Genomic DNA, 16,231 nt, shown 5'->3' with positions numbered 1-16,231 from the left:
GCTCGCCCGGACGTCGGCGAGCCGTCCCGCCGTGGACGCCCCAATGCGCCGAGGACGCCGCCGCGGCCACCAGCAGCCTGGTGCCGCGGCGACCTCGTGCGGATCACCCGGCTGGCGAGCACGTCACGCCGGTCCTCCATACGCACGTCCCGCCGGCCGTGCGTGACCCCGTGAAGGTGAGTGGCTCATGCAACCTGCCCGATTCCGGATGGCGAGGGACAGCGGCTCGCCCACCCGAACAGCCGGACCAACCCGCCGCTGGATCGCCGGAGCCGTGGCGGCGGTGCTGTCCGTACCGCTGATGATCGGTGATCCGGCGGCCGCCGCGCCGCGCTGGGATCCGCCCGCGCCGGACAAGGCGGCCGGCATCCGGGTCCAGCCGGTGAAGTCCAAGCCCAAGCCGACCTGGACGGCCGGCGGACGGGAGGTTCGCGGGCCGCTCTCCGTGACCTGGCCGGCGGCGGGTTCGGCCCGGGTGGACCTGACCGGCGGTGCCCATGCGGTCACCGCACGGGCGGCGACCTCGCCGAGCGTCGCGCCGGCCCGCGCCCGGGCCACCGGCCTGCCGGTCTCGGTCGCCGCCGTGGTAGCCGACGACACCGACGCCCGCCGGCTGGGTGCCTCCGGCGCCGTGGGCGCCGTCGACGTCCGGCTCCACGACCAGGCCACCACCCGCCGCGCGGGCGTGGCCGGCCTCATGGTGCAGGTCGGGCGGGCCGACGGGGTCAGGGCGGGGGCGAAGGCCGCCGTCACGGTGGACTACGAGCAGTTCGCGGCGGCGTACGGCGGTGACTGGGCGACCCGGCTGCGCCTGGTGACCCTGCCGGCCTGCGCGCTGACCACGCCGACGGCGCCGGGCTGTACCACCTCGACGCCGTTGGCGTCCCGCAACGACCCGCAGGCGCGCAGCGTCACCGCGGTGGCCCCGCTGGCGGCCACCGGCGCCACGGTCCTGGCGCTCACCGCCGCCGAGTCCGGCGACAACGGCGACTACGGCGCCACCAGCCTGTCACCGGCGTCCACCTGGGAGGTTTCCCCGCAGACCGGTGGGTTTAGCTGGTCCTATCCGCTGCGGACGGTGCCCGGAACCGGCGGCCCCACGCCGTCGCTGGCCCTGTCCTACTCGTCGCAGGCGATCGACGGCCGCACCGGTGGCACCAACACCCAGGGCTCCTGGATCGGCGACGGCTGGGACCTGTGGCCCGGCTACATCGAGCGCAGCTACCGGCAGTGCGGTGAGGACACCGACGCGGTCGGCGGCAAGGACCCCAACAACAAGTCGAAGAAGACCGGGGACCAGTGCTGGTGGCGCGACAACGCCACCATCTCGTCGAACGTCACCTCCGGCGAGCTGGTCGACGCGGGCGGCGGCCGGTGGAAGGGGGTCAAGGACGACGGCTCCAAGATCGAGCTGCTGAAGAACACCAGCTTCGGCAACGGCGACAACGACGGCGAGTACTGGCGGGTGACCAGCACCGACGGGACGCAGTACTACTTCGGACGCAACAGCGGCCCGGGCGGCGCCTCCGGCAGCACCGTGACCAACTCCACCTGGACCACCCAGGTCTACGGCAACCACCTCAACGAGCCCGGCTACACGGAGGGCGACTTCGCCGCCTCGCGCCGCACCCAGGCGTGGCGGTGGAACCTCGACTACGTGGTGGACCCGCACGGCAACACGATGACCTTCTTCTACCGCAAGGAGTCGGGGGCGTACGGCCGGGAGAACGACTCGGCCAAGCGCACCACCTACGACCGGGGCGGCTGGCTCGAGAAGATCGAGTACGGCAACCGCAACGACGCCCCGGCCACCACGTACGCGGCGGCCCGGGTGCTCTTCGACGTGGCCGACCGCTGCACCACCGGCGCCACCTGTTTCGACAGCGGCGGCAAGGCGGTGCAGGCGTCCTGGCCGGACACCCCGTGGGACCAGTACTGCCACGCCACCCCGTGCACCGACAAGTACACGCCCACCTTCTGGACCCAGAAGCGGCTGGCGAAGATCCGCATGCAGGTGCACGCCGGCGGCGGCTCCTACAGCGACGTGGAATCGTGGGCCCTGCGGCAGGAGTTCCTCAACGCCGGCTCGACCATCGGCGAGGGCATCCCGCTCTACCTGCGGGGCATCACCCGTACCGGCCACGTGACCAGCGCCGGCGGCGCGGCGGTCGCCGACCCCGAGGTGGTCTTCGACCCCGGCGCCGACCCGTTCGCCAACCGGGTGGACGGCCCGGACGACGACCGGACCGCGCTCAAGCGGTGGCGGGTGCGCACCATCACGACGGAGACGGGTCAACAGATCGTGGTGACCTTCAAGCCGATCGAGTGCCGCCGCTCGGCGCTGCCGACGCCGCACACCAACACCCAGCGCTGCTTCCCGCAGTACTACGCCCCGGAGGGGGCCATCCCGACGTTGGACTGGTTCCACAAGTACGTCGTCGACTACGTCGACACCAACGACAACACGGGAGCGTCCACCCAGCAGAAGATCTACTACGACTACCTGGACAAGCCCGCCTGGCACTACGACGACAGCGAGCTGATCAAGGAGAAGAAGCGCACCTGGAGCCAATTCCGCGGCTACGGCCGGGTGAAGGTCCGCGCCGGCTTCGACACCGGCGTGCAGATGACCACCGACTACCGGTACCTGCGCGGCATGGACGGCGACAAGTTGCCCTCCGGCACCCGGAACGTCTCGGTGTCGGACTCCTTCCAGGGCACCGTCACCGACCATGACGCCTACGCCGGCCTGGTGCTGGAGCAGACCACGCTCGACGGCGCGAACGGCAACTGGGTGAGCGGCACGATCAACACGCCGACCACCCCCGTGCAGACGGCCGCCGCGAACTCGCTCAAGGCGTGGATGACCAACACCGCCAAGGAGCGGTCGTACAGCCGGACCACGGTGGAGGCCGACGGCGTGCGCTGGACCGAGGCCCAGACCAAGTACAACGCGGACAACCTGCCGTACGAGGTGAACGACCTCGGCGACGTCACGACGGCCGCGGACGACACCTGCGAGCGCACCTGGTACGCCCGCAACGACGGCAACTGGATGCTCGGCAAGGTCAAGCGCACCCAGACCGTGGGGGTCGCCTGCACCGGCACCGCCACCTTCCCGGGCGACCTGATCTCCGAGTCCCGGATCACCTACGACCGCCTCGACAACGACTGGAACACCGACCTGCCCACCCGCGGGCTGCCGGTCAAGACCGAGGAGGTCGACCGGTGGATCGGCAGCACGCCGGTCTGGGAGACCACCTCGACGGCCGGGTACGACGCCAACGGCCGGACCACCTCGACCACCAACGCGCTCGGCCACACGAGCACGACCGCGTACACCCCGGCGTCGGCCGGTCCGGTCACCAGCACCCGGGAGGTCAACCCCAAGGGGCACGCCACCACCACGACGCTCGCGCCGGCGTGGGGCCTGCCGGTGGCCACCGTCGACGCCAACCAGGCGCGGACCGACATGACCTACGACGGGCTCGGCCGGCTCCGGCAGGTCTGGCTGCCCGGGCGGACGAAGGGCACGGACACCGCCAACATGGAGTTCGACTACCGCGTCCGCAACACGAAGCCGAGCGCGGTGACCACCCGTAGCCTGCTCCCCGACGGGACCAGCTACAAGACCATCGTGAGGTTGTACGACGGCTGGCTGCGGGAACGGCAGGTGCAGTCGCAGGCGCCCGGTGGGGGCCGCGTCCTCTCCGACACCTTCTACGACTCCCGTGGTCTGACCTGGTACAAGACCAACCCGTTCGAGGACATCACCGGCGCGGCGGTGAGCACCGAACTGGTCGGGCCGGCCGGCCAGGCGGCGGCACCGTCGGTCCTGGAGTACGCCTACGACGGCGTCGGCCGGGTGACCGCGGAGATCCTGCGCACGCAGGGGATCGGCGGCCAGGAGAAGTGGCGGACCACGACGACCTACAACGGGGACCTGACCACCGTCACCCCGCCGCAGGGCGGCACCCGGATCGCGAACCTGACCGACGGCCTGGGCCGGCTGGTCGAGCGTCGCCAGTACAAGGACGCCACGAACTACGACGTCAGCCGCTACACCTACTACGACAGCGGGCTGCTCGCCACCGCGTCCGACCCGGCCGGCAACGTCTGGAGGTCCTTCTACGACCAGCGCGGCCGCAAGGTCCGCGATGAGGACCCCGACAAGGGCGCCACGACCACCACCTACGACCTGGCTGGGCAGGTCCGGACGGTGAAGGACGCCCGGGGCCGGACCATCGCTGCCACGTACGACGAACTCGGTCGGAAGACCACCGTGCGGGACGGCTCCGACACCGGTCCGATCCTCGCCGCGTGGACCTACGACACGCTGGCCAACGGCATCGGACGGGTGAGCAGTTCGACCCGCTACGACCAGGGTGGCGCGTACGTCAACGCGGTCACCGGCTACGACGCCGCGGGCCGGAGCACCGGTACGACGATCACCCTGCCCTCGTCGGAGGGGGCGCTCTGTGCCTCGACGGCGGAGGACCGGTGTTCCTACACGTTCGGCACCAAGTACAAGGCCGACGGCCAGCCCGCCACCAGCACCCTGCCCGCCGTCTCCGGCGACCTCGCCGCCGAGCAGTTGCTCTTCGGCTACAACGACGTCGGCGCCCCGACCACGATCACCTCCGGCCTGGGCATCTACGTCTACTCGGTGGTCTACGACAAGACCGGCAAGCTGGTCGAGCGCACCCTGGGCGCGTTCGGCAAGCGGGTGCAGACCAACTACACGATCGATGACGCCTCCGGTCGGCTGATGCGCACGAAGGTCTCGCCGGAGACCGGACCGGTCCCGGCGGACTTCACCTACGACTACGACAAGGCCGGCAATCTGCTGCGGATCAACGACACCCCGTACGGGCAGCCGGCGGACACGCAGTGCTACCGCTACGACCACCTGCGGCGGCTCACCGAGGCGTGGACGCCGGGCAACGGCGACTGCGGTCCGAACCCGACGGTGTCCGGGCTCGGCGGGCCGGCGGCCTACTGGCACAGCTACCAGTACGCGGGCAGCGAGGGGCTGAGCGGCAACCGGACGGGCGAGGTCGCCCACACCGCGGCGGGGGAGACCAGCCGCACCTACCGTTACCCGGCCCAGGGCGGCGGGGTCGGCTCGAAGCCGCACGGCCTGGCCAGCGTGCTCACCGACCGGCCGACCGGCACGGACACCACCGACAGCTACGGCTACGACGAGGCCGGCAACACCACCAGCCGCACCGTGGACGGGCGGTCGCAGACCCTCACCTGGAACAACGAGGGTCGGTTGACCTCCGTGGTGGAGAGCGGCCGGACGGTCAGCTACCTCTACGACGCCGACGGCAACCGGCTGATCCGGCGCGACCCGCAGGGCAGCGGCAGCACCCTCTACCTGCCCGCCGGGATGGAGGTGACGGTCGCTCCGGGAGCCAGCACGGCGACCTGTACCCGCTACTACAGCCACGTCGGCCAGTCGATCGGCGTGCGAACCAAGGCGAAGATGACCTGGGTCATCCCGGATCACCACAACACCGGCGAGCTGAACATCGACAGCGTCACCCTGGCCGTGCAGCGCCGCCGCACGCTGCCGTTCGGCGCCGAGCGCACCGCGGCGGCGACCTGGGCGGGGGACAAGGGGTTCCTCGGCGGCACCCGGGACGCCACCGGCCTCACCCACCTGGGGGCGCGGGAGTACGAGCCGACCACCGGCCGGTTCATCTCCGTCGACCCCGTGATGGACGCCAGCGACCCGCAGCAGTGGAACGCGTACGGCTACAGCAACAACAACCCGGGCACCTACAGCGACCCGACCGGCCTGAAGTTCGAGGAGGAGAGCTGGGGGGAGTACAACACCCGGATCATCAAGCACCTCGCCAAGCAGGGCAAGATCGGTGGTGGTGGTGGCGGTGGCAGCCGCGGTGGCGGTGGCGGTGGTGGTGGTGGGCGCAACCCGGCCCGGGCCGCGTACTTCGGTCCGGCGGCGGCCGGCGACGTGCGGCGCATCTTCGCGGGCCCGAAGGCACCGGGGAACGGCCTGATCGTCGCGACCTTCTTCATCCAGGACAAGACCGCCGCAGGAGGCTACCTGACCGGCGACGACCGCGGCTTCAGCACCGACGTCAACGCGCCCTACCGGGTCGCGGTGGCCTGGGACACCGACACGGGCGAGATCAGCTACACCGTGTCGGCCAGTTGCGAGGCCAAGTCGGGGGAGTGCAGCCCGCAGAAGGAGATCGTGGGCGGCGGAGCGAACGACCTGACCATCATCGGCCAGAAGGACGGCGCCACGGACGGCCGCCTCGAGGTCGAGTACTCGGGACTGAACAGCAAGATCAGATGCTGCTCGATCAACGGAAAGCTGTCCATCAACTTCTACCGGGACAGCTTCCCGAGGCCCGTGTTGCAGTCCAATCCTTGGCTGGCGCCGAAAGCCTCGAGTTTCGGGATCAAGGATTCCGGGTCGGTGGCCGCAAGACAGTACCGCGGGGTCGAGGTTGGCCTGCACGGCGACAACTACCCGTCCTTCCAGGTGGTGCAGTACGAGAACAACGGCAACCAGCGGTACCTCGCGCATGACTGGACGCCGACGGGCGGCGCGTGGGGCTATCGGGCGCACCCTATTGGCACGGATCGGCACATGACCTGGAACACGAGCCTGCCCGGAGCCGGAGTGCTGAAGTGACCGACGGTCAGCACCGTGGCGCCGGCTGGTGGTGGGGTCGCACCTGCCTGATGGCGGCCCTGGTCGTGCCGGTCAAGTTCGTGCTGCTGCTGATCATCGCGGGGCCGCAGGCGTACCTCAGCTCCACCCAACCGGGAGGGACGTTCGTCGCTCTCGGCATGGAGGTCTTCCTCGTGCTCGTGCCCACCGCGCTGCTGCTGGCCTTGCTGGCAGGGGTGGGCCGGGCCGCCGGAACCGGGCTCGCGTTCACGGTGCTGACCCTGCTGCTGATCACCGCGGTCGCGGTGCTGCCGTACCTGTTCGTGGGCTGGATCGGCTATCTGGCGATCGAGTTCCTCGGGCAGCTCCTGGTCGCTGTGGTCGCGGTCCGGTACGCGGACGCGCTGCGGCCGGGTCCGCGGCCCTCGGCGTAACCGCCGGTGGCCGGGTGGGGGAGGTCCTCCCGCCCGGCCACCGGCGCCGGGCCGCAGGTCGAGGGCGCGCAGCCGCGCGCCCCGGTGTGCCGGCCCTGTCCAGCTGTTGATCGATTTTTCGCTTCACCGATTCGTTCACCTTGATGACAGGGGTTGTGATGACAGGCGGTTGGTTCAAACTGCCCTCTCCCGGTAGCGGGACAGGACGGACGAGACGCCGGGTCGCGCTGGCGACCGCGTTTTCCGTACTCGGTTCGGTGCTGGCGTCGGGCCAGCCGGCGGCCGCCGCGCCGGCCCGTGTCGACTGCGCCCCGGAGGCGTCCGGAGCGGTCGCGGCGGCGAGCCTGGCGCGCTCGTGCGGCGGCCGGGTGGAGGTGGCCGCGGAGCGGTCGGAGACGAACCAGACGTTCGCGAACGCGGACGGCTCGTTCACGACGGTCGCCTCGCCGGCTCCGGTGCGGGCCCGTACGGGTTCCGGCTGGAAGCCGGTGGACACCACCCTGCGGCGGACCGCGGACGGCGCGGTGGCACCGGCGGTGGTGGTGGAGCCGTTGCGGTTGTCCGGCGGCGGTGACGGCCCGCTGCTGACCTTCGGCCGGGCGGGCGCCCGGATGTCCTTGTCGTGGCCGGGGCGGCTGCCCGCGCCGAGCCTGGCCGGGGACACGGCCACGTACGCCGAGGTCCTGCCCGGCGTGGACCTTCAGGTGGTGGCCGGGGCCACCGGCTACCGGCAGGTGCTGGTGGTGAAGTCGCGGGCGGCGGCGCAGAACCCGGCGCTGCGGGCGGTCCGGTTCGGGGTCTCCGGCGATGTGCGGCTGCGCCAGGGGACCAGGGCCGGGCTCGAGGCGGTCGACGACAAGGGGCGGCTGGTCTTCGCCTCGTCGGGGGCGAGCATGTGGGACTCCCCGGCGCCGGTCGCGGGGCCGGCGGGTGCCGACGCCGCCCGCCGGGCCGAGGCGCGGGCCGCCTCCGACGGTGGTGAGGCGACGCCGCACCGGCTGGTGGAGATGCCCGTGACGGTGGCGGCGGGCAGTCTGACCGTCACGCCGGACCGGGCGATGTTGATCGCGGCAGACACCGTGTATCCGGTCTTCATCGACCCGCCGTTCAGCAAGCCGTCCCCGACGCACTGGACGAACGTCATGAAGAGCAACCCGAACCACGCCTACTACGGCGAGTACTCCGACATGCGGGTCGGGCGGCAGTGGCAGACCTCGGACGTGTGGCGTTCGCACATGCAGTTCACCATCTCGGAGATGGCCTCGTCGCAGATCCTCTCGGCGTCGATGCACATCACCGCGGACCACACGGCGGACTGCGCCGGCACCAGCATCGAGCTGTGGCAGACCGCCCGGATGGACTGGCCGTCGAAGTACACCTGGTACGACGACTCCGACGGTGACTGGATGTCGCGGGTCGACACCGAGACCTTCTCCGCCAACGAGGACAGTTGCCCGAAGGCCGACGACCCGGGGGAGTTCACCGGCTCGCTGAAGACCAAGTTGCAGACCCAGGCCACCGCGAAGGCGGCGACCATGACCTTCGGCCTGCGCGCCACCAGCGAGTCGAACCACTACGAGTGGACCCGGTTCCACGCCTCCTCGGTGAGCTTCCAGGCCACCTACAACCGGACCCCGAACACACCCACCGACATGGCCATCAGCGACTGCGCCAGCCGGTGCACCACCACCCCGGTGGTCGGTCGCAAGGACCCGGAGTTGTCCGTCTTCGCCACCGACCCGGATTCGGGGACGGTCCTGACGGTCTACTTCGAGGTGCAGACCTCCACCGGCGGGCTGGTCGCCTCCGGCGTCAAGACCGGTTACGCGTCCGGGCCGAGCAAGCCGTCCCAACCAGCGAAGTGGCGGGTCACGCCGCTGTTGGGCAACGGCTACTACAAGTGGCGGGCCCGGTCGAAGGACGAGCAGGGCGCGTACTCGCTGTGGACGGGGTGGCGGAACTTCCTCACCGACACGACGGCGCCACTCGCGCCGGTGATCGAGTCCACCACCAACGGCGTGTACCAGGAGGACGACGGCTCGGGGGTCTCGTACGGGGGGATCGGTATTCCGGGCCGGGCGCAGGTCCGGGTCTCCTCCGAGACGTCGTACTTCATGTGGTCCCTGGACGGTGGCCCCTACACGACGGTGAACATCGTCAGCACGGACCCGCCGACCTGCCGGCTCCCGTGCGTCCCGGAGGAGGTCTACACCGGCGGCCTCACCTTCACCTTCGTGCCGAAGAAGGACCTGCTCCGTACCTTGACCGTCAAGTCGGTCAAGCCCAACGGGATGTCCAGCACCTCGACCTGGCAGTTCCGGGTCGCGCCGCCCGAGCCGGAGGCCGGGCACTGGAAACTGGACGGCAGTGGTGCCGACGACAGCGACCTGATCACCCAGCCGCACCACCTGGACGCGAGCGCCGCCAGCTGGGTCCAGACCCGGTACGCGCCCGAACCGACCCAGTCCGAGTACACCAGGAGCACCGGCGCCCGCACCTTCGTCCCGGCCGACACGACCGTCCTCGCCCTGACCGGTGACGACGCGGTGCAACAGGTGGATCTGCCGTTCCCGGTGCCGTACTACGGCGACTCGTACCAGCAGCTCTGGGTGGACACGAACGGGCGGGCCTCGTTCGCCGAGCTCGCGTCCTCCGGCGCCAACACGGCGGTGCCGAACATCGCGGCCGGCGGCCCGACGCTCTACCCGTTCTGGGACAACCTCCTGCTGGACAGCCAGTCCAGCGTCCGTACGGCGGTGACCGGCGCGGCGCCCAACCGCAGCTTCGTGCTGGAGTGGCGCAACGCGCGGCTCTACAGCGACAGCACCAAGCGGGTCACCTTCGAGGCACAAGTCGGGGAGAACGGCACCATCGTCTTCGCCTACGCGGACATCGCGGCCGGCGACGCGGTGGAGACCGGTGGCAGCGCCACGGTCGGGATCCAGAACCGTGCCGGCCTGCGCGGAGTCCAGCACTCCTACGCGCAGCAGGTGCTCTCCTCCGGCAACGGGGTGTCCTTCACGCCGACCGGATACCTGCCGCCCGGATATCCCGAGGGCTACGCCGAGGCCCGGTTCGCCGGCGGCAACGGGATCAGCACGGTGGGCCCGGTGCTGGCCACCGGCGTCAACTCGGAGACGTCCCTGCGCCGCAGCTTCGCCGTCGCGGCCTGGGTGCGGGTGACCGACGTCAGCACCCACCGCACGGCCGTGGCCCAGCACGGCGCCAACCGGAGCATGTTCGAACTCGGCTACCAGGCCGGCACCGTCAAGAGGTACTGCTTCAGCATCTTCCTCAGCGACACGGCCGGTTCGGCCGCCACCAAGGCCTGCGCCGCCGCCCCGGTCACCGTCGGCGAGTGGGCGCACCTGGCCGGGGTCTACGACGGCCTGGCCGGCACGATGACGCTCTACGTGCACTACAAGGACGCCGACGGCTTCATCGATCCGGCCCGGGCCGAGGTGGTGACGTTGCCCTACACCAGCACCTGGGACGCCACCGGCACGTTCACCATCGGCCGGGCGCTCACCGCCGCGCCGTTCGTGGGTGACATCGACGAGGTCTGGGCCTGGCAGCGGGCCCCGGAGCAGTCCGAGATCGAATTCCTGGCCGCCGACTGACCGGGTTCGTCGCGGACCTTCCGTCCCGCCCGGGTGGTGCTGGCCACCCGGGCGGGGCGACGGGCCGGGTGGCGGGCCGGGTGGCGGGAAAACTGGCTTGCCTCAGCGCCGGATCGAACGTTTGACTGCTCGCCATGCCATCCCCCTCACCGGTCTTCGTCGCGGGTACGGGTCGGTCCGGGACGTCACGGATCGCCGACATCATCGGCGAGCATCCGCTGATCCACCGGATCCCCATGGAGACCAGGTTCCTCGTCGACCCGGGTGGCCTGCGGGATCTGGCCGACGCGCTCACGCATCGGTACGACCCCACCGTCGGTGAGGACGCCCTGCACCGGCTCAGCGACTTCCTCACCGTACGGGTGCCCGGTCGGCGCGACGATCGCGGCAAGACCGTCCCCGAGCTGGTCGGCGAGCGGCGCTACCGGGACGCGGTGCAGCAGCTCTGGCCCCGGTTGATCGCGTACACCTTCGACGAGCCCGCGCCCGCGGAGGGCTTCGGGAACGCCGACCGGCCGGCCGGTCCGTTCGCGCCGCCGAGCCGCCGGCGGGTGGTGCCCAGGTACTTCAGCGACCGGGGCGACCTGCTCGCCGTCCTGCGGGGCCTGGTCGAGACCCTGTTCGGCGGCGCGGCGGCCGACGCGGGCAAGTCGACCTGGTGCGAGAAGACCCCGTTCAACCTGCTGTGCATGGAGTTCCTCTGGGAGCTGGTCCCGGAGGCGACCATCGTGCACATCACGCGTCACCCGGTCGCGGTGCTCGCCTCCCACCTGGCGCAGCCCTGGGCGCCGCCCACCGTCGACGGTGCGCTCGCCTACCTCATCCCGATCTACCACCGGTGGCTCACCTGGCAGGGCACGGTCGACCTGACCGGCCGGCGGTACGTCGAGGTGAGGGCGGAAGACCTGGCCGCCGACTGGCCCGCGCAGCGCCGGGCCCTGTTCGCACGGCTCGGCGTCGAGGACTTCGCCACCGTCGGCACGTTCCAGGCGCAGAGGCTGAGCAACCGCGACAACCAGTTCGACGACGACACCCGCAGGTCCGTCCAGGCGGCGCTCGGCGAGATCATCCCGGCCATGGGGTACGAGTGACGGCTCGCGCTCTCCACCCCGACCACGCCGTGCCCATCGAGGGATCGGCAACCGCCGCGCCGGTCGCTCGACCGCGCCCGGGTCAGGCAGTGGGGGCCGCGGCGTACCCGGGTCCGCGGCTCTCGCTCGTCGCCGTGGCGGTGTCACGGTCCACGGTGGACCGCCGGACCACCAGCGTCAGCCCGGCGAGGACGATGGCGGCCGCGGCCAGCTCCGTGGCGCCGACTCGCTCGTCGAGCAGCAGCCACGCCGCACTGATCCCGAAGACCGGCACCAGCAGGCTGAACGGTGCCACCCGGGCGACCGAGTACCGGGCGATCAGCCGGTTCCAGATCCCGAACCCGACGAGGGTCGACACGTACGCGACGTAGGCCACGGCGAGCAGCGCCCGCCAGGACAGGCCGGTGATCGCCGCCAGCACCGACTGCGGGCCGTCGACCACGCCGGCCAGGCCGAGCAGCGGCAGCGGCGGTACCAGGCTGGACCAGACCAGCAGGGAGAGCGGCCGGGTCTCGCCGCTGGCGCGCATGACCAGGTTGGCCACGGCCCAGCTGGCCGCCGCGAAGAGGGTCAGCGCGAACCCGATCACCGTGGCGTGGCCGCCGCTGTCCACCGCCAGCACGCCGATCCCGACCGATCCGACCAGTACGCCGACCACCTGCGCCCGCGCCGGCCGCTCGCCCAGCACCGCCGCCGCCAGCAGCACCGACATCAGCGCCTGCGCCTGCAGCACCAGCGAGGCGAGGCCGGCCGACATGCCGGCGGCGAGCGCGGTGAACAGCGCGCCGAACTTCAGGACGCCGAGCACCAGCCCGTAGCCGAGCACGTAGCGCAGCCGGGCGCTGGGGCGCGGCACCAGGAAGACCAGCGGCACCGCCGCCGCGACGAAGCGCAGCGCGGTCAGCACGAGCGGCGGCAGGTCGCGCAGCCCCACCTCGATGACGACGAAGTTGACGCCCCAGATGGCGGCGACGAGCACGGCGAGCAGCCGGTGTGATGCCTTCATACCGGTTACGGTGCCGGACCGTACGCTTAAGGACCAGTTCAATGTTCTTCATTGCCGATGTAGCATGGCTACATGGATCTTGACGTTCGCCGGCTGCGGGTGCTGCACGAGGTCGCCCTGCGCGGCAGCGTCACCGCCGCCGCCGCGGCGCTGCACGTGACCCCGTCGGCGGTCTCCCAGCAACTCGTCCAGCTGTCCCGGGAGGCCGGGCACGAGCTGGTCGAGCGGGCCGGGCGGGGCATCGTGCTCACCCCGGCCGGCGAGGTGCTGGCCAGCCACGCGAGGACCGTGCTGGGCGCGGTGGAGCAGGCGGTGGCCGGGCTCGCGGCCATCCGCCATGGGGTCAGCGGCACGGTGCGGATCGGCGCGTTCGCGTCCGCGGCCGGGGCACTGGTGGCCCCCGCCGCCGCCCGCGCGCGGGCGAAGCACCCGGAGCTGGACGTGCGGGTGATCGAGGCCGAAGACCAGCAGAGCCGCCTCGACCTGCGCTCCGGCACCCTCGACGTGGTGGTGCTCCAGGAGTACGACCACGTGCCCGCGCCGCTGGTCGACGACCTGGACCGGCACCCGATCACCGCTGACCCGATGCACCTGATCACCCCGGTCGGCTGCTGCCGGCGCACCGGCCGGCTGAGCGAGCTGCGTGACGTGCCCTGGATCGCCAGCGCCGAGCAGACGCCCTGCCTGCGGTCCACTCTGCACGCCTGCCGGCTCGCCGGCTTCGAGCCGGACATCCGGCACCGTTCCGTCGACTTCGCGCTCACCCTGGACCTGGTCGCGGCCGGGCTGGGCGCCGCGCTGGTGCCGGCGCTGGCGCTGCGTCACGTGCCGCCCGGGGTGCACGTGGAGCCGCTGGTCGAGCCGGTCACCGAGCGACGCATCTTCGCGGTCACCCGCGCCCTCGGCGGCCGGCCGCAACGGCCCGCGGTGGACGCCCTGCTGGCCGAACTGAGCGCTCCCGCCGACGTCCGGACCTGAGCCCGCCGGCGACCACTGTGTCCGTCGAGGCCGACGAGGTTCGAGCCGCCGTCGAGCGGGGGCCGCGGACCGGTCGGTGGCGTCGATGCGTACGGGGGGGTGCGTGGTCGTGTCGGCCGTGGCCGAGAATCACGCCCATGAGCGACTTCTACACCTCGCTGATCCCGACCGACGTCACCTGGCAGCCGGCGAGCGCGGCGGCGGCCGAGGCGGCGGCGTACGTCCGGCGGGTGTTCCCGGACCCGGACGGCGTCCAGCAGTCCGTCACGGTGGGGTTCCATGACCGGATCACCGCGGTGGACGCGGGGGAGAACGTCCAGCAGATCACCTGCCCGCGCTGCGACCGGGACATCGCGCTGGACTGGTACCAGGACCTTCTCGAGGAGACCGGGGGCGAGTTCGACAGCGTGCTCGTGACGGTTCCGTGCTGCGAGACGGCCGTCGCGCTGGACACCCTGACCTTCGACTGGCCCAGCGGCTTTGCCCGCTTCGAGATCGCCGTCGCCAACCCGGCCCGCCCGGAGTTCGCGTTCACCCCCGACGAGATCCGCGCGGTCGAGGCCATCCTCGGCCACCCACTCCGGCAGGTCGTCGCGCACATCTGACCGCCGGGCCGCCCCGGGTCCGCGCCTCGTCTCGCCGGGCCGGGCGTCGACCGCATCCCCGTAGCGATTCGCCAGTCTGTCAACGTAGCGTTGACAGATGACCTCGGAGTTGGTTCGGCTGGCCGAGCTCGGCGACGCCCGCATCCGCCTTGACGAGCAGGAACTGGAGCTCATCGACCGCGCGCGGTATGCCGGCGCCACCTGGGCGGAGATAGCCGCCGTGCTGGGCCTGGGCAGCCGGCAGGCCGCTGAGCAACGCCGCCAACGGCTGGCCGCCGCCCAGCGGTCCCGGCGACAAGAGCTCGATTTCCGCTACTCCTCGCGCATCGCGGCGCTGCGGGCAGCCGTATCCGATCTGCAGCGATGGATCGACGCGGACCGGGCGTGGGACACCCGGTTTCCACGAGCGGCGCTGGTGCGCAGGACGGCAGAACACGCCCGCGATGCCGCGCCGGGCTCGCTGTATGCCCTGGCGCGGCATCTCGTCGACGACCTGGCCGGCGCCGGGGATGCCCAGTTGCCCGCGCCGGTGCGGGCGGCGGTCAGGACGATGGAAACCGTGATGTCAACACAAGATTGACGCCCGGCACCGGCCTTGCTCCCCGCGGGCTCAAGAATCCAGGATGTGAGTCGTATCGGCTCAATCGTGGAGGGCGCATGCGCCGCAACGCCGGCCTGTTCGTGGCGATCTCGCTGCTGTCCGGCCTCGGCAGCAGCGCCATGTCGCTGGCATCCGGAATCTGGATTCTCGACCTCACCGACTCCAGCAGCCTCGCCGCGCTCGCGCAGCTCTGCGTGTACGCCCCGGTCCTCGCCGGGCCGTGGCTGGGCGGCGTGCTCGACCGGGCGCCGAGGCGACCGCTGATCATCGCCGTGAACCTCGCGCTGGCCGCCGTCCTGCTGTCCCTGCTCGCGGTCCGGGGACCCGGTCAGGCTTGGTTGATCTTCACGGTCTCGTTCGCGTACGGCGTCAGCTACGTGTTGATCGACGCGGGCGAGACCGCGCTGCTGCCGTCCGCGTTCTCCCCCGCGGAACTCGGCGCGGTCAACGGCTGGCGGTCCAGCGCCCAGGAGGGCATGAAGCTGGTGGCTCCGTTGGCCGGCGCGGGCCTCTACGCCTGGCAGGGCGGGCACGCGGTAGCGGTGCTCAGCGCGGTCATGCCGGTGCTGGTCGCCGTCCTGTACGCGGCGCTGCGGCTGACCCGCATCCCGCCGGAACCGCCGACGCGGCGGCAGCGCGGCCTGCGCGCCGGGCTCGCCGTCCTGTTCGGGCAGCCGGCGATTCGGGTCCCGGTCATCCTCGCCGCCGTCTCGATCGCGATGTCCGGCTTCACGACCGCGGGCTTCTACGCGATGGTCACGTCCGAGCTGAACCTGCCGGCAACGTTCCTCGGGGTGCTGGTCAGCGGGCAGGGCGCCGGTTCCATCGCCGGCGGGCTGGTGGTCGGCCGACTCGTCACCCGATGGGGCGCGGCCGCGATCGGCATGGCCGGCACGGTCCTGTTCGCCGTCGGCTGCCTCGGTCGGTGCCTGCCGTGGTGGCCGGCCGTCCTCGTCGCCTCGGTGGTAGCGGGCGTCGGCCTGCCCTGGACCCTGGTCGCAGCGGTCACCGCGATGCAGACGCACACCCCGACGGAGCTGCTCGGGCGGGTCTCCGGGACGGCCAACACGGCGATGTTCGGGCCTATCGCGCTCGCCATCCCGCTCGGCGCCGGGGCGGTCCACCTCGGCAGCCGGACGCCGCTCGTCGCGGCGGCCGGGGTCTGCCTCGCCGCCGCGGCCATCGTCCTCCGCGGGCCCAGGGTGCCGCGCAAGAGCGCCGCAACGATGGTGCGGACGTCCTGACCC

General features: G+C 71.7%; 9 protein-coding genes. 8 read left to right on the top strand and 1 reads right to left on the bottom strand.

What is annotated here, in order from left to right:
* Positions 1-187: 187 nt before the first annotated feature.
* The 4 genes from AB0I11_RS26720 to AB0I11_RS26705 all read left to right on the top strand — a co-directional run bounded on the left by AB0I11_RS26720 (position 188) and on the right by AB0I11_RS26705 (position 11,794).
* Positions 188-6,670 (top strand): RHS repeat-associated core domain-containing protein, encoded by a 6,483-nt coding sequence (locus tag AB0I11_RS26720; RefSeq protein ID WP_357326170.1) that lies wholly within the window; start codon positions 188-190, stop codon positions 6,668-6,670.
* Positions 6,667-7,083 carry a hypothetical protein gene (locus AB0I11_RS26715; protein WP_357326167.1) on the top strand — a complete coding sequence of 139 codons (417 nt, stop codon included), beginning with the start codon at positions 6,667-6,669 and terminating at the stop codon, positions 7,081-7,083. Before AB0I11_RS26720 ends, AB0I11_RS26715 begins: the two co-directional genes overlap by 4 nt.
* Before the next feature lie 257 nt (positions 7,084-7,340).
* Positions 7,341-10,703: a LamG domain-containing protein gene (locus tag AB0I11_RS26710; RefSeq protein WP_357326164.1), complete on the top strand. Its 3,363-nt coding sequence runs from the start codon at positions 7,341-7,343 to the stop codon at positions 10,701-10,703.
* 134 nt (positions 10,704-10,837) lie between these two features.
* Entirely contained in the window at positions 10,838-11,794 is a 957-nt protein-coding gene (locus AB0I11_RS26705) for a sulfotransferase (RefSeq protein ID WP_357326161.1), read from the top strand.
* 82 nt (positions 11,795-11,876) lie between these two features.
* Here AB0I11_RS26705 and AB0I11_RS26700 read toward each other — a convergent pair whose 3' ends face one another.
* Entirely contained in the window at positions 11,877-12,800 is a 924-nt protein-coding gene (locus AB0I11_RS26700) for an EamA family transporter (protein ID WP_357326158.1), read from the bottom strand.
* A gap of 72 nt (positions 12,801-12,872) precedes the next feature.
* Here AB0I11_RS26700 and AB0I11_RS26695 point away from each other — a divergent pair, with 72 nt between their 5' ends.
* The 4 genes from AB0I11_RS26695 (at position 12,873) to AB0I11_RS26680 (ending at position 16,228) form a co-directional block, all read left to right on the top strand.
* Complete coding sequence (locus AB0I11_RS26695; RefSeq protein ID WP_357326155.1) at positions 12,873-13,778, top strand: LysR family transcriptional regulator; 906 nt, start codon at positions 12,873-12,875, stop codon at positions 13,776-13,778.
* A 137-nt stretch (positions 13,779-13,915) separates the two neighbouring features.
* A complete protein-coding gene (locus AB0I11_RS26690; protein WP_357326152.1) occupies positions 13,916-14,383 on the top strand; it encodes a hypothetical protein in 468 nt (155 codons plus the stop codon).
* Positions 14,384-14,480: 97 nt separating this feature from the next.
* Positions 14,481-14,963 carry a hypothetical protein gene (locus AB0I11_RS26685; RefSeq protein ID WP_357326149.1) on the top strand — a complete coding sequence of 161 codons (483 nt, stop codon included), beginning with the start codon at positions 14,481-14,483 and terminating at the stop codon, positions 14,961-14,963.
* Between the two features lie 77 nt (positions 14,964-15,040).
* A complete protein-coding gene (locus AB0I11_RS26680) occupies positions 15,041-16,228 on the top strand; it encodes an MFS transporter (RefSeq protein ID WP_357326146.1) in 1,188 nt (395 codons plus the stop codon).
* Positions 16,229-16,231: the final 3 nt, after the last annotated feature.

The organism is Micromonospora sp. NPDC050495 (assembly GCF_040655175.1).
Taxonomy (GTDB): domain Bacteria; phylum Actinomycetota; class Actinomycetes; order Mycobacteriales; family Micromonosporaceae; genus Micromonospora.
The sequence above is the reverse complement of the archived record's forward strand: the minus strand, read 5'-3'. Positions and strand labels throughout refer to the sequence as shown.